Annotated in this window: 15 protein-coding genes and 5 pseudogenes; 10 read left to right on the top strand and 10 right to left on the bottom strand. The window is 33.3% G+C overall.

Going from position 1 to position 22,820, the window contains the following annotated elements; translation table 11 throughout:
- From ACZZ95_RS02660 to ACZZ95_RS02630, 7 genes and pseudogenes are all read left to right on the top strand, one after another.
- Positions 1-1,542 carry a DUF3857 domain-containing protein gene (locus ACZZ95_RS02660; RefSeq protein ID WP_463467910.1) on the top strand — a complete coding sequence of 514 codons (1,542 nt, stop codon included), beginning with the start codon at positions 1-3 and terminating at the stop codon, positions 1,540-1,542.
- Between the two features lie 112 nt (positions 1,543-1,654).
- On the top strand, positions 1,655-1,993 hold the full coding sequence (locus ACZZ95_RS02655) for a hypothetical protein (RefSeq protein WP_463467909.1): 339 nt from the start codon (positions 1,655-1,657) through the stop codon (positions 1,991-1,993).
- A gap of 2 nt (positions 1,994-1,995) precedes the next feature.
- Complete coding sequence (locus ACZZ95_RS02650) at positions 1,996-2,322, top strand: nucleotide pyrophosphohydrolase (protein ID WP_463467908.1); 327 nt, start codon at positions 1,996-1,998, stop codon at positions 2,320-2,322.
- Positions 2,323-2,420: 98 nt separating this feature from the next.
- Positions 2,421-3,652 (top strand): annotated as a pseudogene (aroA, locus tag ACZZ95_RS02645) (3-phosphoshikimate 1-carboxyvinyltransferase).
- Between the two features lie 383 nt (positions 3,653-4,035).
- Positions 4,036-5,086: pseudogene (queA, locus tag ACZZ95_RS02640) on the top strand (tRNA preQ1(34) S-adenosylmethionine ribosyltransferase-isomerase QueA).
- A 308-nt stretch (positions 5,087-5,394) separates the two neighbouring features.
- Positions 5,395-6,672 (top strand): kynureninase, encoded by a 1,278-nt coding sequence (kynU, locus tag ACZZ95_RS02635; protein ID WP_463467907.1) that lies wholly within the window; start codon positions 5,395-5,397, stop codon positions 6,670-6,672.
- Positions 6,673-6,911: 239 nt separating this feature from the next.
- Complete coding sequence (locus tag ACZZ95_RS02630; RefSeq protein WP_463467906.1) at positions 6,912-7,331, top strand: glycine zipper family protein; 420 nt, start codon at positions 6,912-6,914, stop codon at positions 7,329-7,331.
- A gap of 80 nt (positions 7,332-7,411) precedes the next feature.
- Here ACZZ95_RS02630 and ACZZ95_RS02625 read toward each other — a convergent pair whose 3' ends face one another.
- The 3 genes from ACZZ95_RS02625 to ACZZ95_RS02615 all read right to left on the bottom strand — a co-directional run bounded on the left by ACZZ95_RS02625 (position 7,412) and on the right by ACZZ95_RS02615 (position 10,954).
- Positions 7,412-9,223, bottom strand: a complete 1,812-nt coding sequence (locus tag ACZZ95_RS02625; protein WP_463467905.1) for a hypothetical protein — start codon at positions 9,221-9,223, stop codon at positions 7,412-7,414.
- 173 nt (positions 9,224-9,396) lie between these two features.
- Complete coding sequence (locus ACZZ95_RS02620; RefSeq protein WP_463467904.1) at positions 9,397-10,755, bottom strand: hypothetical protein; 1,359 nt, start codon at positions 10,753-10,755, stop codon at positions 9,397-9,399.
- On the bottom strand, positions 10,724-10,954 hold the full coding sequence (locus ACZZ95_RS02615; protein ID WP_463467903.1) for a hypothetical protein: 231 nt from the start codon (positions 10,952-10,954) through the stop codon (positions 10,724-10,726). The genes ACZZ95_RS02620 and ACZZ95_RS02615 overlap by 32 nt, the downstream gene beginning before the upstream one ends.
- 115 nt (positions 10,955-11,069) lie before the next feature.
- Between ACZZ95_RS02615 and ACZZ95_RS02610 the strand changes: the two are divergent.
- Positions 11,070-13,462, top strand: a pseudogene (locus ACZZ95_RS02610) (penicillin acylase family protein).
- A gap of 327 nt (positions 13,463-13,789) precedes the next feature.
- Here the strand turns inward: ACZZ95_RS02610 and ACZZ95_RS02605 are convergent.
- The 6 genes from ACZZ95_RS02605 to ACZZ95_RS02580 form a co-directional block, all read right to left on the bottom strand.
- Positions 13,790-14,098, bottom strand: a complete 309-nt coding sequence (locus ACZZ95_RS02605; protein WP_463467902.1) for a hypothetical protein — start codon at positions 14,096-14,098, stop codon at positions 13,790-13,792.
- Between the two features lie 294 nt (positions 14,099-14,392).
- Complete coding sequence (locus ACZZ95_RS02600; protein WP_463467901.1) at positions 14,393-15,124, bottom strand: tetratricopeptide repeat protein; 732 nt, start codon at positions 15,122-15,124, stop codon at positions 14,393-14,395.
- 40 nt (positions 15,125-15,164) lie between these two features.
- A complete protein-coding gene (locus ACZZ95_RS02595) occupies positions 15,165-15,854 on the bottom strand; it encodes a serine hydrolase domain-containing protein (RefSeq protein WP_463467900.1) in 690 nt (229 codons plus the stop codon).
- A 254-nt stretch (positions 15,855-16,108) separates the two neighbouring features.
- Complete coding sequence (locus tag ACZZ95_RS02590; RefSeq protein ID WP_463467899.1) at positions 16,109-16,654, bottom strand: nuclear transport factor 2 family protein; 546 nt, start codon at positions 16,652-16,654, stop codon at positions 16,109-16,111.
- A gap of 10 nt (positions 16,655-16,664) precedes the next feature.
- Positions 16,665-17,450 (bottom strand): alpha/beta fold hydrolase, encoded by a 786-nt coding sequence (locus ACZZ95_RS02585; protein ID WP_463467898.1) that lies wholly within the window; start codon positions 17,448-17,450, stop codon positions 16,665-16,667.
- A gap of 134 nt (positions 17,451-17,584) precedes the next feature.
- Positions 17,585-18,190: a GNAT family N-acetyltransferase gene (locus ACZZ95_RS02580; RefSeq protein WP_463467897.1), complete on the bottom strand. Its 606-nt coding sequence runs from the start codon at positions 18,188-18,190 to the stop codon at positions 17,585-17,587.
- A gap of 483 nt (positions 18,191-18,673) precedes the next feature.
- Between ACZZ95_RS02580 and ACZZ95_RS02575 the strand changes: the two genes are divergently transcribed.
- Complete coding sequence (locus tag ACZZ95_RS02575) at positions 18,674-20,014, top strand: FAD-dependent oxidoreductase (protein WP_463467896.1); 1,341 nt, start codon at positions 18,674-18,676, stop codon at positions 20,012-20,014.
- 75 nt (positions 20,015-20,089) lie between these two features.
- Here the strand turns inward: ACZZ95_RS02575 and ACZZ95_RS02570 are convergent.
- Positions 20,090-21,612: pseudogene (locus tag ACZZ95_RS02570) on the bottom strand (helicase HerA-like domain-containing protein).
- Positions 21,613-21,992: 380 nt separating this feature from the next.
- On the opposite strand from ACZZ95_RS02570, the pseudogene ACZZ95_RS02565 reads away from it, so the two are divergent.
- A pseudogene (locus ACZZ95_RS02565) lies at positions 21,993-22,819 on the top strand (MotA/TolQ/ExbB proton channel family protein).
- The last annotated feature ends 1 nt before the right edge of the window (position 22,820 follow it).

Below are 22,820 nucleotides of genomic sequence, written 5' to 3'. Positions count from 1 at the left end.
ATGAAAATGCGATTTGTCTTAATTTTTATTGCACTTTTTTGGAATATGATTACTATTCATGCTCAGAATTATGAGCTTGGAAAAGTTACCGTCGCAGAATTACAGGAAAAAACACACCCTGTAGATTCTTCGGCGCCGGTCGCAATTTTATTTAAAAAAGGAAAAACTGTTTTTACTTACGATCATAAAAAAGGTTTTTCTGCAACTCATACTTATGAATTTAAAATTAAAATTTATAAAAAAGAAGGCTTGAAATGGGCAGATCAGAAAGTGCATTATTATGTGGGATACCAGAATTTAAATGAAGATTTATTGGCATTTTCGAATGCAGTAACTTACAATCTGGAAAATGGTAAAGTCACAAAAACAAAACTCGAAAGCCAAGGCGCATTTAAGAAGAAAATAAATGAATACTGGAGCGAAAAATTAATAACGCTTCCTAATGTAAAAGTGGGTTCTATTATCGAATATAAATACGTTTTAAAATCTGAAAACATCACAGAGTTTCCTGATTTTGATTTCCAATTCGATATTCCATTAAATTATTTCGAGTACAAAACAGAGTTTCCGGAGTTTTATATTTATAAAACTATTTTAACAGGAAGAAATCAGATAGAAAGCGACTCTAAGATGGTAAACGGAGGGCAGAATTTTGCTAATGAATATGGGCAGAGTCAGAGTATGACTTACAGGCAGATTGATGCATTTTATTCAGGCAAAAATATTCCAGCTTTAAAAGAAGAACCTTATGTCAATAATATTGAAAATTACAGAGGTTCTATTAAACACGAATTAGAGCGGGTTCGAATGCCAGAACAGCCGGTTAAAGATTTTTCGATTACATGGGAAGGCGTTGCATCAACTATTTTTAAAGAAAATCATTTTGGAAAAGAACTCAGCAAGAATAATTTTTTACTAGAAGATGTAAAAAAAATACTGGCCAATATTGACTCACAAACCGATCGAATGAATGTTGTTTTTCAGTTTGTTCAAAATAAAATGAACTGGAATGAAATTAATAGCTACTACACAGATAAAGGTGTCGAAAAGGCTTATAAAGATCAAACGGGAAACACTGCAGAAATCAATTTTATACTATTAAGCATGCTGAAATGGGCAGGGATTGAGGCAAATCCTGTTTTGGTAAGTACGATTGAAAATGGAGTACCTGTTTATCCAACAAGAACGGGATTTAATTATGTGATTGTCGCCGCAGAAATAGATGGGAAACTGTTTTTATTAGATGCTTCCCGAAAATTTACATCGCCGAATATTTTACCATTAAATATTTTAAACTGGAAAGGCAGATTAATTAAAAGTGATGGAACTTCTAAAGAAATTGATTTAGTTCCAGTTAAATCTTCAAAAGAAAATGCCAGCATTGTAGCCAAAGTTAATGAGAATGGAAAAATAAATGGGCAAGTCAGAATTCAGAGAACAGATTATGAGGCTTATAAGTTTAGAATCGAAAACGGAAATAAAAATCAGGACAATTATCTCGAAAAGTTAGAGCAGCGAGCTTGGCGACTTAAAAATATCTGATTATCTGGTCACCAATAAAATTTCAAATTTAGCAGATCCAATTGTAGAAACCTTTAGTTTTGAAGGAGATAATTTTGTTGAGATAATTGGCGGAAAGTTATATATAAATCCAATGCTATTTTACGCATCTTCAAAAAATCCTTTTATACAGGAAAATAGACAAATGGGTATTTATTTTGGATTTCCGCAACAAGAAAAGATTTTGGCAAACTTTACAATTCCAGAAGGATATGTCGTAGAAACACTTCCAGCTCCTGCGAAATTTTCGCTGGAAGACAATTCCATAACTTTAATGTTAAATGTTTTAAGTGAAGGAAACAAAATTCAATTTAGCTTTTCAAAAGACATTAACAATAGTATTTTTGTCGCCGAAGACTACATTGCATTGAAAACCCTTTTTCAAAAAATGATTGTTAGTCAAAATGAAAAAATTGTTCTAAAAAAAGCTTAAAGATGGATTTAAAAAATGCCCAATTAGATGTTGATACCTGGATAAAAGAACATGGTGTTCGTTATTTCAATGAATTAACCAACATGGCACAGTTAACAGAAGAGGTTGGAGAAGTGGCTAGAATCATTGCGCGCAGATACGGAGAGCAATCTGAAAAAGAAAGCGATAAAAATAAAGATTTAGGCGAAGAATTAGCCGATGTTGTTTTCGTGGTTTTATGTCTGGCCAATCAAACTGGAATCGATTTGCAAGTCGCTTTTGATAAAAAAATGGACTTAAAATCGGTTAGAGATAAAGATCGTCACAAAAACAACGATAAATTGAAATAATTGTGAAATTTCGACGTGAATTTTGATTTACGGACGAGGAGTGCTAAATTGCGTGCCTGAATTATGTTACTCGTAATTCGCAACACATAACTAATATCATGAATTTAAAATTAAGCACGAATTCGCAATTCACAATTGATGATTCGCAACTAAATATCACAGGTTCTAAAAGCGAAACAAACCGCTTATTATTACTAAAAGCTTTATTTCCAAATATCAGTTTAGCCAATACTTCAAACTCTGATGACAGCGAAGTAATGCAGAAAGCTCTGGCAGGTAATGAAGAAATTGTAGACATACATCACGCAGGAACAGCAATGCGTTTTTTAACCGCTTATTTTGCTGTTAATGAAGGCAGAGAAGTTGTTTTAACAGGATCCAGCAGAATGCAGGAGCGACCAATAAAAATTTTAGTTGAAGCTTTGGCACAATTAGGGGTTGAAATTTCATATGAAAAAGAAGAAGGTTATCCGCCAATTCGAATCAAAGGAAAAAAAGTTACGGACTCAAAAGTAAAATTGGCGACAAATGTAAGCAGTCAATATATTTCGGCACTTTTATTAGTAGCTCCAAAACTAGATAATGGTTTAGAATTGACTTTAGAAGGAGAAATTACTTCGATTCCGTATATCAAAATGACTTTAGCTTTACTGAATGATTTAGATATTCAAACGAGTTTTGAAGGAAACGTGATCAAAGTTTATCCTAAAGAATCTGTTGAATCAAAAGAAATGGTGGTAGAATCAGATTGGAGTTCGGCTTCTTATTTCTTTAGTCTTGTAGCTTTGTCCGATGCTTCGCAAAAATAACTTTAAGCAGTTATAAAGAAAACAGCCTTCAGGGAGATTCTGAACTAGTTTCTCTTTATGAAAAAATGGGAGTGAAAACTACTTTTCAAAACAATAAAATGACTTTGGAAAAAGTGGCTGGATATAATTATCAAGATGTGAATTTTGAATTGAATAATACTCCAGATATTGCACAGACAATTGTTGTTACTTGTTTAGGTTTAGGAATTGGATGCCATTTAACGGGTCTGCATACTTTAAAAATTAAAGAAACAGATAGATTAGAAGCGCTTCGAATTGAGCTTACAAAATTAGGAGCCAATATTTTGGTAACCAATGACAGTCTGACTTTAGTGCCTTCACAAAATATAAATCATGATGTGCACATTGCGACATACAACGATCACCGTATGGCAATGGCATTTGCGCCTTTAGCAATAAAAGTTCCAATTATTATTGATGATGCAGAAGTAGTTTCAAAATCATACCCAGATTTCTGGAATGATTTAAAAGCTTTAAACTTCCAGATCTCAGAACTGTAGTTTTTGAACCATATAAGAAATATAAGTTCATTTAAATAAAAGCGCACTGCAAAGCTAAATAAACATAGCCTCTGGTTTTAACCAGAGGTTTTTTTATGTACATTTAATAGCAAACCTGACAGGTTTTTAAAACCTGTCAGGTTTAAATAGTATGTAAAAATTCCAGTGAGTATGAACTTATAGAACTTATATGGTTCAAAAAAGTTAAAATTAATTTAAATAATGTGTTTTTAAGTCATTGCAAAACCGCACTAAATCAACGACTTTTGAAAATAAACGTCAAAACACTTGACAACGCCTATCTCACAATCGTATATTTGCAGGCGATTTAAAATTTTAGATAAAAAAGTCTAAGATTGATATTTTAAAATCTAACTTCAAATATGAAATTATCACACTTCAATTTCAATTTACCGAAAGAACTTTTGGCTGAATTTCCAGCAGAAAACAGAGATGAGTCTCGTTTGATGGTAATTGACCGTAAAAAACAAACTATAGAGCATAAAATGTTTAAAGATGTTATCAACTATTTTGATGACGGAGACGTTTTAATCCTTAACAATACAAAAGTTTTCCCTGCGCGTTTGTACGGAAACAAAGAAAAAACTGGAGCTAGAATTGAGGTTTTCTTATTAAGAGAATTGAATTCAGAGCGAGCGCCTTTGGGATGTTTTAGTCGATCCAGCTAGAAAAATCCGTATTGGTAACAAACTTTATTTTGGTGATGACGATTCATTAGTTGCTGAGGTAATCGACAATACAACTTCTCGTGGTAGAACTTTACGTTTCTTATACGATGGTTCTTATGAAGAATTCAGAAACAAATTGACAGAACTTGGAGAAACTCCAATTCCTAAATATATTAACAGAGAAGTAACTGCAGAAGATGCTGAAAGATACCAAACTATCTATGCAAAAGAAGAAGGAGCTGTAGCGGCGCCAACTGCTGGTTTACACTTCTCAAAACACCTTTTGAAAAAATTAGAAATCAAAGGAGTAAATTTTGCTGAAGTAACACTTCACGTTGGTTTAGGAACTTTTAACCCAGTTGAGGTTGAAGATTTGTCTAAACATAAAATGGACTCAGAAGAATTGATTATCAATCAAGAGGCTTGTGATGTTGTAAACGACGCTAAAGCAAAGAAAAAACGTATTTGTGCAGTAGGAACAACTTCTATGCGTGCAATTGAAAGTTCTGTTTCTTCTCAAAATACTTTAAATCCTTACGAAGGATGGACAAATAAATTTATTTTCCCTCCTCACGATTTTAGTATTGCAAACTGTATGATTACTAATTTCCACACTCCAAAATCAACGTTATTAATGATGATTTCTGCTTTCTGTGGACATGATTTAATGAAAAAAGCATACGACGAAGCGATCAAAGAAGGATACAAATTTTATTCTTACGGAGACGCGATGTTAATTCTATAATTAGAATTTATTTCATAAAAAGACCCGACAAGTTTTAAGACCTGTCGGGTTTTTTGTTTTTATAGTTTTGTTTCAAGTTTCAAGTTCGTTCTGCAGTTTAACCGCAAAGTGCGCAAAGATTTTTATTCAGTTTGTGCCTGCCAAGAGCTAAAGAACGCAAAGCTTTGCGGACTTTATGTGTAAACACTCACGAAAAAAAGACTTCGCGCACTTTGCGGTAAATCGCACAAAGCACATCAACGCGAAACCTGAAACAAAAGAAACAATAATCGAATTTTTTGTTATTTTTACGATTCAAAATAAACACAATGACTTTTCAAAATACACGCGAATTTGCGAAACAACTTGATGCACAAGATGCATTAAATCATTATCAAGACCAATTTATTTTTCCAAAAGTTAATGATAAACGTGTCATTTATTTCACAGGAAATTCTCTAGGATTACAGCCAAAACGTACCAAAGCTTACATTGATGAAGTTATGAATGACTGGGCAGAATTAGCTGTTGAAGGTCATTTTTATGCACAAAAACCATGGTGGGACTATCAGGAAAGATTTGCAGAACCGTTGAGTAAAATTGTTGGAGCGCTTCCTTCTGAAGTTACCGTAATGAATACTTTGACGGTAAATCTTCACTTATTGATGGTTTCATTTTATCAGCCAAAAGGCAAGCGTTATAAAATTATCTGCGAAGAAAAAGCATTTCCATCAGATCAATATATGTTTCAGAGTCAGGTTCATTTTCACGGATATAAACCAGAAGATGCAATCGTAGAAATTAAAAGAAGAGAAGGCGAACACAATATTCGTTTGGAAGATGTTTTAGCAAAAATTGAAGAAGTTGGAGATGAACTGGCTTTGGTTTTAATTGGAGGTGTAAATTATTATACGGGACAAGTTTTTGATATTAAAACTATCACGGCGACAGGGCATAAAGCTGGTGCAAAAGTAGGTTGGGATTTGGCACACGCTGCTGGAAATATCAAATTAGAACTTCACTATTGGAATGTAGATTTCGTCGCTTGGTGCAGTTATAAGTATATGAATTCTGGACCAGGAAATGCCTCTGGAGCTTTTGTTCACGAAAGACATCACAATGATCCAGATTTACCACGATTCGCCGGCTGGTGGGGACATAATAAAGAGCGTCGTTTTAAAATGGAACCCAACTTTGATCCCGTTCACGGAGCGGGAGGATGGCAGATTAGTAATCTTCCAGTTTTATCTCTAGCGCCATATTTGGCCTCTGTAGAAATGTTTGCTGAGGTTGGAATGGACGCTCTAATTACAAAACGAGATCATATTACTTCTTACTTAGAATTTGTTTTGCACGAAATAGATAAAGAAGTTAAAGGGAATTTTGAAATTATTACCCCTTCAAATCCAGAAGAAAGAGCTTCGCAATTATCTGTTTTCCTTCATGGAGAAGGAAGAAGCTTATTTGATTATTTAATGAAAAATGGTGTAATTACAGATTGGCGTGAGCCAAACGTAATTCGTTTAGCGCCAGTTCCATTGTATTGTTCTTATGAAGATATGTACGATTTCGGGCAAATTTTGAAAAAAGGGATTTTAGGGAAGTAATAGTTTATTCAAAGAAATTATTAAGCAATACTGTTTCTCATTACTCGAAATGACAAAATTGACGAAATAAACTTTGCGACCCGGCGCCCTTGCGAGATTATAACATAAAGTCAAATCCAAAATAATCATGGTTGAATAAACAAAATCTTCTAATCTTATAAACTTTAAAAAAAATTCTGTAATAATTATTATAGCAGATATTCCGTATTTTGTAATGTATAATTATAAAAACTACGATCATGAAAGGCTTATATATAATTTTAGCGACGATTCTTTTAACTTCTTGTCAAAATCAAAGTAAACAAGATTTAAATAAAGCCAAACAAGCCAGCATTGATTCAATGAAAGTTGAAATTAACAAACAACGTGTTATCGATTCAATGAAAACTGAAATGGCTAAGATCAAAGAACAGCAAGAGCAGAAAATTGAATCTCAAAAAGAAGTTGTAGTTGTACATCAGCAGGCGACAAATGGAAATGCAACAACCACAACTACTACCAAAAAGAAAGGTTGGAGTGCAACTGCTAAAGGTGCTGTAATTGGTGCTGGAGTAGGAGCGACAACTGGTGCAATTGTCAGTAAGAAAAAAGGTGAAGGTGCTATTATCGGTGGTTTAGCTGGTGCTTGCATTAGGAACTGGAACTGGAGCTGTTATTGATAGTAAAAAGAAAAAAGAATAGATTTAAACTTCTATAATAATAAAACGCCGATTTAATTTTTTAAATCGGCGTTTGCTTTTTAGACTAATTGAAGTGTCGGAATCTGAATCGCATTCAATTCTGATTTGTAAAAATCGAACTGACTTTTAATTGTCTCTTCTTCTGTTTTAAAATAAGAACTCGATGAAAATAAATTTTTATAATATTCAATTCCTTCTAAAATATTAACTTTAAAACTAGTCCATTTTTTAAGTTGATTTGCAGTTACCTCACCAGAAATATTTTCAATTTCATTTCTAAAATAATCAACATACATTTTCAATTCTTTCACAAATAAATTTGGACGATCGTTAGTTCTTAAAACCGATTTTCCTTGATAAATGTGTTGTATCATTTCTTTCAAAGAAACTTCCTGATCAAAATAAGCCATATTTGGTCCGGGACAAATTACAACACCTTGAGCCTGACCTTTTATTTTAATATCATTTTCTAGGTAAGAAGCATTTGCCAAACCAACACACAAGCATGATTTTTCGGTAATCTTGATTTTGCTTTTTTCAAATGCATCAGCAGATAAAGTGTTTTTTACGTTTTCCAGTTCTGCGAGTTTAAGATCCTGATATTTTTTTGATGCTGTACAAATTCCATGCGGATCGTATTCTTTGCTTAACGCTAAAAATTTCTTTGGGCACGAACTTCCCGCTTTGTTTTCGTGAATGCGTTTTTGTTTTAAGATCTCGTTTGAAGTTCCGTGCAAAGTATTAAACGGAACTCCCAGTGGCGAAATATGACTTAAATACAAATCATCTTCTTTGGCCTCCATTAATAAATTTCTCGTTTCTTGATCTACAGAAGTTGCTTCTGGAACTAATAAAAATGGAGAACCCCAGCCAACAGAATCTACTTGATATTCATCTAATAAAAATTCGTGTTCTTCTGCAGTTCCAACACCGCCTTGGACGGTGATTTTCAATTCTAAGGGATTTTCTGGGAAAGCTTGATTCTTTAGTTGTAATGCTTTAATCATTAAGTCGTGGGCTGACTGTATAAGTTGTTCTTTTTTCTGCTTAAATTCTTCTAAAATGGTGCCTAATAAGAGTCCGTCGGTAGCAAAGGCGTGACCACCGCAGTTTAAACCAGATTCAATTCGGTATTCAGAAACCCAAAGTCCTTTTTTAGCTAGGAAATTTCCCTGAATCATAGCTGATCTAAAATCACTTACTTTTAGAATAATTTTCTTTTTCAGTTCGTTATTTTCATTTGGAAAAAAATCTTTGAAGTTCTCAAAATAACTGTACAATCTCGGATTCATTCCAGCAGAAAGTACAACGGAAGATTCTAAATTACTGTTTGCAAAACCTCTTAAAGCGACATGCGCGTCATTAAACTCAATTGGAAGTTGTTCGTTTTTGATAAAATTATCTTTGTCCAATTTCGTCATGATATTTACGTCGATTTCTCCCGGCGAAAGATGCGATTCAATATAACTTTGAATGTTTTCTTTAAAAGCAATTCCATCATCCAATAAATTTTGAAAACCTTTTCTAATATCAGATGAATTGGGTAGCATTGACATAAAATTTTCAAGGGCAGTTTTGCTTTCTGCCAATTCAGTTTTAAAATTTTCGAATTTCTCTTTTACAATTGTGTCAACTAAATTTAGGTAGGAAGTAATTCTTTCTGCGCGATAATCATGAAATTTCTGAGTGATTTCTTCGTAAGGAAAATTGAATTTGTTGCTGTAAAAATTACGCATCTTTTCAATTAGGTCATCATCAGCGATTGGAACAACAGACGAAATTCCGTATTGCGCCACTCGAATTGGGCTGTCTATGGTGTAAGCAAGGCCCATTACTGGTATGTGAAAAGTGTGTAAAGGCGTTTTTGTCATTTGTTTTCAGATTAAAATAAAAACAAATGAAGAAAAAAAACTTTTTTTAAAACCTGATAATTGTCAGGTTTGGAATTTTTATCAACCACGAATTACGCGAATTTTTGCTAATTTCTATTCGAAGATTTTAAAAATAATTCGAGAAAATTTGTGTAATTCGTGGCAAAAAAAAACTATATCAAAATCTTCTTCAATGATTCGGCAATGCTTCGCCATAAAAAATTATAAAATGATTTTTCTTGAATTCTTTCCAATTCAACTTCTGCAGTTTTGGCTTTGTCTTTGGAATCATTTTTGACCAGTAAATTAACAATTGCCGATTTTAGTTTGGCTTCTTTTTCCGGTTTTTTCTTCTTGTATAATTTTACTTTCAGATCGTCATAATCTAAAGAAGCATTTCCTTTGGAAATATTGTCATTACCATAAAAATTAAAACGGTATTTGTTAAAAACTCCTGTAAATGAAGCGTTCATGTACGGTTTGCTGAACTGTCCCATCGCACGGACATCAAAGTTAGAAATAACACCTTGAATGTGAAATCCATCATTTTTATCCAAAACATTAAAACTCCAATCCACATTAAGAGGCGAAGTTTTCATGAAAACACATTTCACTTTAATTTTAACATCCTTCGTTTTTTTCAAACCAAAACCACTTTGCAGATTGGTGGCCTGCAAATTGAATTTGTCGAAATTTAAAACTCCGGGACCTTTAGAGAAATCTATCTCTTCTTCATAAACCAACTTAGATTTTAAAACCTGCAGTGTATCAATTTGAAGCGGGAATTTAATATTTCGCAATAAATGATTGTAGAGATATTTTTTGCTCAAATCGTCTTTTGGCATTTTTCCGCGGTAGATATTGGCATCAAAATGATTGATTACGACCGAATTTGCCTTAAAGAAAAAGCGATCGTTTTTAAATCCCCAATCCATTTTTGATACTTGAGCCGAATCAAATTTAAGCGTATAAATGTCTTTTTCTTTGTCCAGTTTTTTAATGAAATCTGGTCGGTTATATTGAGGGATGTTAGCGAAATTATTGATTTTTAAAAAGTTCTTTTCAGTTGCTATTTTTCCAATATTAATATGATAAAAAGCACTTGGTCTGTAAAACAAACTGTCAATAACCAATGCATAGCTTTTATATTGCGGCGGAATTTTTTCTTTTAAAGTAGCATCTGTAAGTAGAATTCCTTCTAATTTCAAAATGATTTTTTTGATGCTGAAAATAGGTTTTTCGGTATCTAAAGAAACTACATCAACCGTTCCGTCATTTAAATAAATATTTGAAACGGCTACAATTTTACGAAAAGGTTCAAGGATTTCACTTTTAATACTTTTGCTGTTATTTATAAGTTTTTCTCCTTTTTTATATAAAATAACTCTGGGTTTGGTAATAGTAATACTTTCGGCCTGAATAATATCACGAAAAGCCAGATCCCAAATATTAAAATGTTTGATTGTGATAGATTCTATTTTAGAAAAAAGTCCGTTTTTGCTATCCTTTGGCTGGTTCTTCGGACTTACCAATAATGTCTGTGCGTAGATATTTCGGGAAAAAAAGAGACACTTCAATTTTTTCATAATTGATATTATATGCCGTTTTATTTTTCTCATGAATAATAATCGGAAGTTGTTTCTTAATCCAGTAATTAAGACCGATGTTGGCTAAAATTACAAGTACTAAAAGAGAAATTACGCCGATTGCTATTTTTTTATATAGTGACATTTATAGGATTGGTTTTAAATACATAAATTTAAGCTTTTAAAAAGAAGCATTATTACATTATTCTTTTTTTTGGTTATATCATTTTACAAACTCACTGTTATACTTTTTGCAAGATATGAGAAGATTTAAAAAATTTCTGCTGGTTTTATTGGTACTTATAGTTGTAATTGGAATTGGTTTATGCGCCTACATCTTTCATTTAAAACCAAAATACGAAGGCGAACTGCAATTGAAAAATCTTCAGGCAGAGACAACGGTTTATTTTGATGATTTTGGTGTGCCTCATATTTACGCCGATTCTGAAAAAGATGCCATGACCGCACTTGGCTACGTGCATGCACAGGAAAGATTATGGCAGATGGAATTACTTCGCAGAATTGCGCCAGGAAGATTGTCTGAAATCTTCGGATCTGTTGCACTTCAAAACGATAAATTTTTTGCTGGAATTGGAATCGAAGAAGCTTCCGCGAAAGCGATTGCCCAATTAGATAAAAATAGTGAAAATTATAAATTGACTCAGGCTTATCTGGATGGAATAAATCAATATTTAGAAGATGGACCAACTCCAATCGAATTTACTTTGGTCGGCGTAAAAAAGCAGAAGTTTACCATAAACGATGTTTACAATATATTTGGATATATGTCTTTTAGTTTTGCAATGGCTCAAAAAACAGACCCGTTATTGACGGATATTAAAAATAAATATGGTCTTGCCTATTTGAAAGATTTAGGGATTGAAGGGGAATTTAATACTACCAGAATTAAAATTTCAAAAGAAAATATTGAAGATTATACTGAAGTTTCAAAATCGATTACTGCAATGCTGGATCAATCGCCAATTCCACCATTTATCGGTAGTAACAGCTGGGTTGTTGGACCGCATAAATCTAAAAGCGGGAAAGTAATCTTTGCAAACGATCCGCATATTGGATTTTCGCATGACCTGCTACGTGGTACGAAGCTCACATAGTTACACCAAAGCACGAATTATACGGCTGTTATTTGGCAGGAACTCCGTTTCCTCTTTTGGCTCATAATCGCGATTATGCTTATGGATTAACAATGTTTGAAAATGATGACATCGACTTTTATCAGGAAAAAAATAAAGATGGTGATGCCAGTCAATATCAAACGCCTACGGGTTTCAGTAAATATGAAATTCGAAAAAAAGTAATTAAAATAAAAGATTCTTCGGATGTGGTTTTAACCATTAAATCAAGCCGACATGGCCCAATTATGAATGATTTCATGGAACGATTGGAAAAGAAAAATCCAATTGCGATGTTATGGACTTATACGAATCAGCCTATTCAGATTTTAGATGCTGTTTACGGACTATCTCATGCAAAAAATAAGGACGAATTTAGAAATGCTGTAAAACTTGTTGTCGCGCCTGGATTGAATGTGATGTACGGAGACGCCAAAGGAAATGTAGCTTGGTGGGCAACTGGAAAATTGTATAAACACAATGAAGGCGTAAATACACATTTAATTTTGGACGGTTCAAACGGCAAAGATGATATTACGGAATATTTAGATTTTGATAAAAATCCGTCTTCCGAAAATCCGAAATGGGGATATGTTTATTCTGCGAATAATCAGCCGGAAGCTATAGACAATGGCTATTTATATCCTGGATATTATCTGCCTGAAGATCGAGCAAAAAGAATTTCAGGAATTTTAGATGCAAAATCAGATTGGGATAAAGAAGCTGTCAGTAAAATGATTTACGACAATACTTCTGACGTTGCGGTTGATGTCGTTAAGAATTTAATTTCGAATATAGATCTTAATTCTCTTTCATCCCAAGAAAAAGAAGCGGTGAAAGTTTTACAATCATGGAAAGGCACAACCAATTTAGATGATCTTGCGCCAACCATTTACAACAAATGGATTTATTTATATCTAAAAAATACTTTTGAAGATGAAATGGGAAAAGAAAACTTCAATCTCTTTTTAGGGATTTCTATCGGAAAACAAGTTATTGCTAACCAAATTAAAAATGAAAATTCGGTTTGGTGGGATAATATTAAAACCAAAAATGTAAAAGAAACCAGAAAACAAATTGTCTCAAAATCTTTTCATGATGCTATTACAGCTTTGCAAAAGCAATTAGGAAATACAATTTCAGATTGGAAATGGGGAGAAGTTCACACCGTTGAGCACGAACATCCGTTAGGAAAAGTGGCGACACTTCGCGGTTTATTCAATGTCGGGCCTTTTAATTCTCCGGGCTCAAATGAAGTAATCAATAATTTATTTTTCGGATTTAACGATGACGGGAAATATTATACCAAAGGCGGCCCGTCAACAAGACGAATTGTAGATTTTTCTGATGTTGAAAACAGCTGGAGCATTTTACCAACAGGACAATCTGGGAATCCTTTCAGCAAACATTACGACGATCAGGCAGAAATGTATAACGCTGGAAAATTTAGAAAAATGAAATTGAATAAAGATGAGATTGTAAAAACTTCGACGAAATTGGTATTTAAACCGAAAGGGTAGTTTGTTTCAAGTTTCAGGTTTCAGGTTTTGTAATCTTTGTCAAAGTTTAAAACCAAGGGTCTGAGGAACTTGTATTACACAAAACTACCACAATATTGTCATTTCGACGAAGGAGAAATCTCCGTAAGTAACTCTGCAAAGAAAGTCCAATCTTTAGGGCTTCTTGCGGAGATTCACCTCTCTGTTCACTATTGCTCGAGTCTTCTTCGTAAATGACAAAAATGCGAAGACTAACTTAAAAATTGAATCTTTGTCAAAGTTTTAAACTTTGACAAAGATGTCGAGACTAAAAACCTTTGCAACTTTGAACCTTTGCAACTTTAAACCTTACCTAGAAACATATTTCCCTTTCACAATATCCGTCGCAAAAATGTTCAGATTATTAATAAGCACTTTATTATTAGTCATGACATTTTTAGATTGATAAGCCGTATCTTTTTCATAGGCTTTGAGCAAAGTTTCCAGTTCGACTTCATCAAAAACAACAAAGCTGTTGTAAATCGCATCCCTGAAATTTTTGTAATTAATGCTTTGGCTGATTTCCATTGTTTTTTGTTCGTTCCATCCTTCTTTTGCAGAAGTTTCGTTTATTTTGGATAGACAAAAATCAATCACATAATTTTTATAATGAGTCACTTCGACTATTTTATCAATTATAATTTTATGTTCGTCGCGATGGCATTGCCGGTGCCGGCGGATTGTTTTGCGATAAAGATTTTGAGGAAATAAACAGACATAATAATACAGTCAGAAAACTGTAGGATTTCAAATTTTTCATAGGTTAATTTATTTTTTTGGGTAGGGCTAAAATAATATTTTAAAAAATAAATCGTGCAATTTGATTGTTAGAAATTGTAACAAAAAACTCCAATAAAATAGATGTTGTATCTATTTTATCGGAGTTAATTTTCTAAAGAAATTTTCTAAATGTTATTTCGTTTTACTTTTTGAAAGTTCTTCTAAAACTTTTTTTCCAGCTTCATTTGAAGGATCCAATTCAACTGATTTTTTATAATTTGCAATGGCCGATTTTTTGTCGCCGTCTGCTAAATAAGCTTCTCCTAAACTGTCATAAGCATTTCCAGATTTTGGGAAAGTTTCTGTATTGATTTTGAAAACCTCGATGGCTTCTTTCTTTTTTCCGTCTTGTAATAACTGATATCCAACTCTATTTATATCTCCTTCTTTGATAGCATAAGACGGATCATTTTTTAGTTTTTTGTAAGTTTCAGTTCCTGTAGCGGCACCTTTTTCATTATAAACATCTAGTAAATCAAGAGCCAGAGATTTTTTCGGCTGATTAAAAGGCTGATTGTATAATATGGCACGAATACCATCATTCATTTCGCCTAAAATAGTTCCGCCAGTATTGTTTAGTAAAACAATCAGATTTTTATCAGCAGGATATCTTGAAATAATTGTATTAAAACCATTAATTCCACCGCCGTGTCCAATACTTTTTAATTTGCCTTTATCTCCATTTTCAACTTCTTCAATAAACCATCCGTAACCGTAGGAAGCTTTTCCTGCACTTATGTAAGGTTTATATAAAGATTCCATACTTTTCTCATTAAGCAGTTTATTAGTGTAAAGTGCCTGATCCCATAAATACAAATCCTCGACAGTTGAGTACAAAGATCCAGCGACATACGGAAGGCTCATATCGATATAAGTCGCATTTACGATTTGTTTACCGTGTTTTTCATAACCTGCTTGCTCTGTTTTTTAAAATTACATCGCTGTGATCGTAACCGGAATTGACCATTTTTAAAGGCGTCAGAACGATTTCTTGTAAATATTGCTCGTATGTTTTGCCTGAAACTTTTTCAATAATGTAGCCCAATAAGAAATAACCAGAGTTGCTGTAATTGAATTTTTCGCCTGGCGTAAACTCAAGTGGTAAACTTGAAAACGTTTTTACAAATTCTTCTGGAGTATAAGGATTTCGGGCTTTATCTTTAAAGAAATTTGGCGCAGAAGTATAATTAGGAATTCCAGAAGTATGCGTAAGCAAATGATGAATTGTGATTTTAGCACCATTTTCTTTTGGATAATCTGGTAGATAAGTCGTAATAGGAACATCTAATTTTAGTTTTCCTTCTTCAGCCAGTTTTACAATTAAAAGTGCTGTAAACTGTTTTGTAATAGAACCCAGTCTAAATTTGGTATCGGGTTGATTTGCGATATTCCATTCCATATTGGCAGAACCAAAACCTTTTTTTAAAATAACTTTTCCGTTAACAGCAACCAAAGCAGAGCCGTTAAATTGTCCGTATTCGTTGTACTTATTTAAAAGTTGTTCAATTTGCTGTGCTTTGTCCTGCGCAAAAGTGCTAACGGCCGAGAGTTGGAAAAGCACAAAGAGCGCAATTAGTTTGATTGATTTTTTCATGATGATTGATAATTATGGTTTTAGATTAATGAAATGATACGTTTTTTTGATTGATGATTGAAACTTGGTAACAAAAAGATATTCAGTATTTTAAATCGAAATTACGGTTTTTTATATGAAATAAATTAATGCTCTCTATAGTTTAGACGATCAACTTTCAAATAGGTTTCAAGATTAATCGCTTTTTTTTTCATTTTTTTCAAACTAAAACTTTTTTTTGAAGGTTTGTCGACCGTTCATTTAATTTTCAATCCTTATTTTTTTTGTTCAGTTTGATGATCATAACTAAAAGATCTTCTCAATTTCCAAATGCCGTTTGTTACTATCCAAACGTGGGTAAACCTCGCCGTGCTCCCAAAATTTTCTTTCGCGTTTTCAAGAGATTCATTTTTTCCAACTGATTTTTCATAAAATTGATGAATACCCATTTGCATCGCGCCGTACAAAACACCTCGATTATATAAAGGATAAATTTCTGTAGTATTTGGAACTAAATATCTTCTAGATTTATAAGTTCCTGTTGAACCACACAAGCCTTTTTTGAAATTTGCTATAAACACAGCCTTATCAGACATGCCGCCTTTGTCATGATAAAATTCAAGATCGTCACTAAACAGGTTTTCAAATTGTGACATGTCGCAAGTATTAAAGCCAACATTAAAAAGCAGGCTGTCTTTAGACATAATGGTTTTGTACAGTTCTGAATTTTCCCCTTCTTGAGAAAATCCAAATTGGAACTGGAAAAGCAGTATTCCAATTAAAATTGTTTTTAACTGGAAAAAAGATGGTTTGATTTTCATTTAATGAGATTTATTTCTTTCCTTTAAAAATATCAACAGTTGAAGTTTTTTTGAAAGGTTCGTTGAAGAAACTTAATAACACTAAATTGAAAAGTTCTGTTTTTTCATAAGAACCAAAATGAGTAGCTCCAGGCATTACAAATAAGTTTGAATTTTCAATGTTATTAAAAATTTCAATAGAATGCTCTAACCTAATAGCATCTCTGTCACCAGACATAACTAAAACGGGGCATTTGATTTTTTGTAAATCTTTATCTTTAATATCTGGCTGATACGCTAGTAGTGTATAAAGGTTTTTGGTATGAGGATCTTTAGTCGCTTTTAAAGTATCCATTACCAATTTGTCAATTTCATCGTAAATGGCTTTTTTGCCAGGAAATAAATTGGCACCAAAAGTAGCAAGTTTAGAGATTTTTTCTGGATGATGAATGGCAAGTAACAACCCCAGAATCCCCCCGTCACTTTGTCCCCAAACGTAAGCATCTTTGATTTTTAACGAATCAAGTAAAACGCTTACATCGTCTGCCATTTGATTGTAATTTAATTGTTTGTTCGAAGTATCTACTGATTTTCCATGTGCCCTGCTGTCAATAGCAATAACCTGAAACTGGTTTTTAAAATATTCAATTCTGCGTCCGTGTCCTTTTATTGAACCGCCGTTACCGTGCAGAAGGACTAAAGGTTTTCCACTTCCATAAATTTCATAATACATCTTGATGCCGTTGACCTCTTTGTAATTTCCAGCTTCTTTGTTGTTTCCGTATGGAGTAGAAATTTCTGTCTGAGCCGGCAACATTATAAATGTTTAGCAAAATAAAGAATAAAATGGCGATCGGTTTTTTCATGGTTTTGGTTGGATTAGTGGAAAATTGATAATTTACTATTTGTATATTATTTGTTAGACGATAGAAATATTATTTTGTTTCAAATTTATTTTCTTTTAGACAAAAACTCTCCAAAATAATCTCGTTTTGTGTTTTCCCATTCCTCCAAAATAATACTGTAATAAACATCGTCTTTGCTGTTGCCTTCAGAATCGACATAGTTATTTCGGAACAAACCTTCTTTTAAGGCGCCTAAATTTTCAATGGCTCTTTGTGATCTTAAATTTTCGAGATCTGCACTGAATTGTATTCTTTTAAATTGAATGTTTTCGAAACCAAATTTTAGTAATTCATATTTACAGGCCTTGTTTAAGCCAGTTCCCTGAAAATCTTTTCCGTACCAAGTCCAGCCAATTTCACATTTTTGACTCGCATGATTTAAATAGCCGTAACGTGAGCTTCCAGCAACCTTATTTGTGGCTTTGTCGATTATCAGAAACGGATAGCAAATTCCATCTGCTTTTTGTTTCAATGTATTTTGGATGTAATTTTCAAAATCTTGATCGTTTCGAACATACATTCCCATATATTTCCAAATTTCATCGTCAAAAATGATTTCCTTGAGTTCGATGTTTCTGTCGTTTTCAAACGGAATTAATAATACCGTTTCGTTTTCCAGAACGATAGTTGTTTGTAGTAATTGGCTATTCATGAGTTTTATTTTTAAGTTTTGGTTGCAAAGGCACAAAGTTTTTTTAGCAATCTTGTCATCCTGACGAAGGAAGGATCACACTAACGACTCTACAAAGATTGGTGATTCTCTGTGCTGAATTTCTTTTGTGATCCTTCCTTCGTCAGGATGACAAAAAAAGAAAATTTTTGGTGCTTTGTGTCTTTGCTGGATAATGTCCTAAACGAAAATAAGGTTTTCTAAATGGCAAATAAATCGTGAAAAACCAGAATTTGTTATGAAAATAAGTGTTGTATGAGGAATAGTAACAGCATCTCTCGATTTAGAAAACAAGGTTTTTTAACCGTAGTTTTTGTTAATCGGGAATATAGTGAATAGCCCGACCCACTCCCGAGACTTCGGGATCGGCGGAACATGCCATATAAATCATAAATATTTCCTTTATTTTTAAGCTCTTGTAGAATTATTACTTATTTTTACGATCTTATATTTAGATTTTCCCCGATGCAAACTTCATTAAAAATTGCAGTTGTTGGTTCTGGACTTGTAGGATCGGCGCTGGCAATTTATCTTAAAAAAGCTGGTCACACCGTTCATGTTTATGATCGCAGTCCCGATATTCGAAAAATTAATTTTTCTGGTCGTTCTATTAACTTAGCAATGTCTAATCGCGGCTGGAAAGCTCTGGATGCAGTAGGTGTCGGTGATTCGGTACGCGAAATTGCCATTCCGATGGATAAACGTGCCATCCATTTGGTTGACAAACTTAATTTTCAAAATTACGGTCAGGAAGGCGAATCGATTTTTTCTATTTCAAGAGGAAAACTGAACAGAAAAATGATTGATTTGGCTGAAGAAGCTGGAGCTGAATTTCATTTTGAGCAAAAAGTGTGGGATGTAACTTTGAATGATGCAACTTTACATATTGGCGAAAGCGAAAGAGGCGAGTGGGAAGAACGAAAATTTGATATGGTATTTGGTGCCGATGGTGCTTTTTCGAGAATCCGCCACAGAATGCGGCGCCAGAGCATGTTTAATTATTCGCAGGAATTTTTAAATATGGGATATAAGGAATTAAATATTCCAGCAAATGCAAATGGGACACATAAATTAGATAAAAATTCTTTTCATATTTGGCCGAGAGGCGAGTATATGTTAATTGCGCTTCCTAATCTCGACGGCAGTTTTACGTGTACTTTATTTATGCCTTTTGAAGGCGGGAATTCTTTTGCTTCACTTATAGACCGTAAAATGGTAGAGGATTTCTTTGAGAAAAATTTCCCAGATTCTATTGATGTAATTCCAGAACTGGCAAACGATTTTTTTAAAAATCCGACAAGTACTTTGGTTACCATGAAATGTTTTCCGTGGACATACGGAGATAAAATTGCTTTGATTGGAGATGCCTGTCATGCCATTGTTCCGTTTTATGGACAAGGAATGAACGCCGGTTTTGAAGATATTACGGTTCTAAATGAAATGATCGAAAAATTTGGAGACGACTGGAAAAAAATCTTCTCTGAATATCAAATTTCAAGAAAACCAAATACAGATGCAATTGCTGAACTTTCGTACCGAAATTTCATGGAAATGAGTACCAAAACGGCAGATGAAAAATTCTTACTGCAAAAGAAAATAGAAAAATTATTCTCAGATAAACATCCAGATAAATGGATTCCGCTTTACAGTCGTGTTACTTTCAGCGACCGTCCGTATGCCGAAGCTTTGGCAATTGGAGATTTTCAAAATGGAATTATGGAAGAGGTTTTAAAATTAGATAACATAGAAAATATCTGGAACTCACCAGAAGTTGAAACTAAAATTCTGGAGTTATTATCTAAATAATTTTCAAAAACAATGTCAATATCAATTACAATTTTGAACATTGTAATTGATATTGATTTTTGACATTGCAATTTTTTATTTCTTAAAAATTTTAGTTAGAACACCAAAAACGCCTCTAATAAAAGTAGCACTAGTTACCACTTTCAAAACAGATTTACCCACAACGCTTGCTGTACTTGGTTCTGCTTTTGTAGACCTTGTTGGAGCTTGTTCTTCTCTTTGAGATGCGACTTCATTCGCATCGGCTATCTTTTTGTTTAGAATTTCAAAGGCGCTTTCTCGGTCGATTTCTTCGCTGTATTTCTTAACTAATTTTGATTTGCTGTTTATTTCTTCAATTTCAGAAGCAGATAAAATATCCATTCGGCTTTCAGGCGCACGCATCATTGTGGCAACAAGTGGTGTTGGAACACCTTTTTCATTTAAAGCTGTTACCAATGCTTCTCCAATTCCAAGACTTGTTAGTAATTCATCTGTTTTGTAATATTCAGAAGTTGGGTAATTATCAGCTGTTTTTTTAATTGCCTGACGATCATTTGCTGTGAAAGCTCTAAGCGCGTGCTGAATTTTCAACCCTAATTGTGCCAAAACACCGCTTGGAACATCCATTGGATTTTGAGTCACAAAATAAACACCGACACCTTTAGAACGAATTAATTTTACAATAGTTTCAATTTGTTCTAACAGTGCTTTACTGGCTTCATTGAAAATTAAATGTGCTTCATCAATAAAAATAACCAATTCAGGTTGTTCTGCATCCCCTTTCTCTGGCATTTTTTGATAAATTTCCGCCAAAAGACTTAACATAAAAGTCGAGAATAATTTCGGTTTATCTTGAATATCCGTCAAGCGGATGATGTTTACGTAACCTTTACCGTTTTCATCAATTCGCATTAAATCATCGGTTTCAAAAGATAGTTCGCCAAAAAATAAATCACCGCCTTGCTCGCTCTAATTCGATAATTTTTCGGAGAATCGTTCCTGTAGTGGCAGTTGAAATTTTGCCATAATTTGCGGCGATTTCTTCCTTACCTTCTTCGGTAATATAATTGATTACTTTTTTAATGTCTTTTAAATCCAATAAAGGCATTTGATTATCATCACAATATTTAAAGATAACCGCGACAACTCCCGCCTGAGTGTCATTAAGATCTAAAATTCTAGAAAATAAAACAGGTCCAAATTCAGAAACCGTAGCACGCAGTCGAACTCCATGCTGTTTCGATAATGACATTAGTTCAACAGGAAATGCGTGACTACATTATAAGGTATGTTTATTTTGGTGTGTCTTTCTGTAATAAAACCTTCTTCTTTTCCTTCTTTTGCAATACCGCTGAAATCCCCTTTAATATCCATCATCAAAACTGGAATACCAGCATTCGAAAGCTCGCTCTGAAAAAACCTGAATAGTTTTAGTTTTTCCCGTTCCTGTGGCTCCGGCAATTAGTCCGTGACGATTTAATGTTTTTAATGGAATTTTCACATGTGCTTCCGCAAGTGCTTCACCGTCAAGCATTGCGCCTCCCAGAATGATGCTGTCTCCCTTAGAAGAATAGCCCGAATTTATAAGTCGCAATAAAATTATCTTTTTTATTCATGTTTTTATTTGTAATTTAGATGGTTATATGAGTATTGCTTTGTTTTTGGGCATTTTTATTGTGGTTTTTTTTAGTAAGAAAATGCTTTTTTTGATTGAAATATTAATAAAAAAAAATTCGCGACTTTTTAAGAAGATATCAATGGATTCTTTGAATATTTACTAAAACGTTGTAATTTTTCTAAATATCGTCCCTATTTTTGTTTTATCTAAAAAATGGCGCCGGCAATTTAATGAGATATTTTTTAAATTGAAGTTAAATTTCGATCAATAAAATTAAAAAAAGTTTTTTTATTTAAACTAAACGTATAAATTTGCTCCTCTACAAGTTAAATATAACTAAAAAATAAAAATTATTTAAAACTATTAAAATTAAAAAAAATGGCAAACGTTAAAGTTAAAAAAGAAAGCACTTCAAATGGGGGAGGAATGGTTACTGGAATCATTATTGTTGCGTGTATCTTAGTAGGGGTGTTTATTTGGAAAGTAATCATGGGGGATTCTGCTAACTTCGAAGGAGGTAATCCAGAAACTGGACATCCAATCAATACATTAGGTCAAGTTTATAAAGGAGGTTTCATTGTACCAGTATTATTAGGTATGTTTTTAATGGTTGTTGTTTTTTCTATTGAAAGATTTATTGTTATTGGTAAAGTCTGCTGGAAAAGCTAACTTAGATACATTTATGAAAAATGTACAAGGAAATATTAAAGAAGGAAACATCGAAGTCGCTATCGCCGCTTGTGACAAACAACAAGGTTCAGTTGCAAACGCAATTAAATCTGCTTTGGTAAAATACCAAGATGTTAAGAAAGAAGGATTCAATAGTGAAGAAGCTTCTGAAGTAATCCACAAAGAAATTGAAGAGGCAACTTCATTAGAAATGCCAATGTTAGAGAAAAACATGACTATTATCTCTACTTTAGTATCTTTAGGTACATTAGGAGGATTATTAGGAACTGTATCAGGTATGATTAAAGCGTTTGGTGCGTTAGCTTCTGCTGGAACTCCTGACCAAGTCTGCTCTTGCAACAGGTATTTCTGAGGCACTTATCAACACTGCAACAGGTATCTCTACTTCTATCTTAGCAATTGTTTCTTACAACTTCTTTACTGCTAAAATTGACGATTTAACTTACTCTATCGATGAGGCTGGTACTACTATCGTGAATACTTACAGAAAATTCAGAGGAAGTTTAAGACAATAAT

The organism is Flavobacterium sp. AC267 (genome assembly GCF_979258715.1).
The sequence above is the reverse complement of the archived record's forward strand: the minus strand, read 5'-3'. Positions and strand labels throughout refer to the sequence as shown.

Coding starts and splice junctions, on each gene's coding strand:
- ACZZ95_RS02660 (WP_463467910.1), top strand. CDS start 1: ATGAAAATGCGATTTGTCTTAATTTTTATTGCACTTTTTTGGAATATG.
- ACZZ95_RS02655 (WP_463467909.1), top strand. CDS start 1,655: ATGCTATTTTACGCATCTTCAAAAAATCCTTTTATACAGGAAAATAGA.
- ACZZ95_RS02650 (WP_463467908.1), top strand. CDS start 1,996: ATGGATTTAAAAAATGCCCAATTAGATGTTGATACCTGGATAAAAGAA.
- kynU (WP_463467907.1), top strand. CDS start 5,395: ATGACTTTTCAAAATACACGCGAATTTGCGAAACAACTTGATGCACAA.
- ACZZ95_RS02630 (WP_463467906.1), top strand. CDS start 6,912: ATGAAAGGCTTATATATAATTTTAGCGACGATTCTTTTAACTTCTTGT.
- ACZZ95_RS02625 (WP_463467905.1), bottom strand. CDS start 9,223: ATGACAAAAACGCCTTTACACACTTTTCACATACCAGTAATGGGCCTT.
- ACZZ95_RS02615 (WP_463467903.1), bottom strand. CDS start 10,954: ATGTCACTATATAAAAAAATAGCAATCGGCGTAATTTCTCTTTTAGTA.
- ACZZ95_RS02600 (WP_463467901.1), bottom strand. CDS start 15,124: ATGAGCCTTCCGTATGTCGCTGGATCTTTGTACTCAACTGTCGAGGAT.
- ACZZ95_RS02595 (WP_463467900.1), bottom strand. CDS start 15,854: ATGAAAAAATCAATCAAACTAATTGCGCTCTTTGTGCTTTTCCAACTC.
- ACZZ95_RS02590 (WP_463467899.1), bottom strand. CDS start 16,654: ATGAAAATCAAACCATCTTTTTTCCAGTTAAAAACAATTTTAATTGGA.
- ACZZ95_RS02585 (WP_463467898.1), bottom strand. CDS start 17,450: ATGTTGCCGGCTCAGACAGAAATTTCTACTCCATACGGAAACAACAAA.
- ACZZ95_RS02580 (WP_463467897.1), bottom strand. CDS start 18,190: ATGAATAGCCAATTACTACAAACAACTATCGTTCTGGAAAACGAAACG.
- ACZZ95_RS02575 (WP_463467896.1), top strand. CDS start 18,674: ATGCAAACTTCATTAAAAATTGCAGTTGTTGGTTCTGGACTTGTAGGA.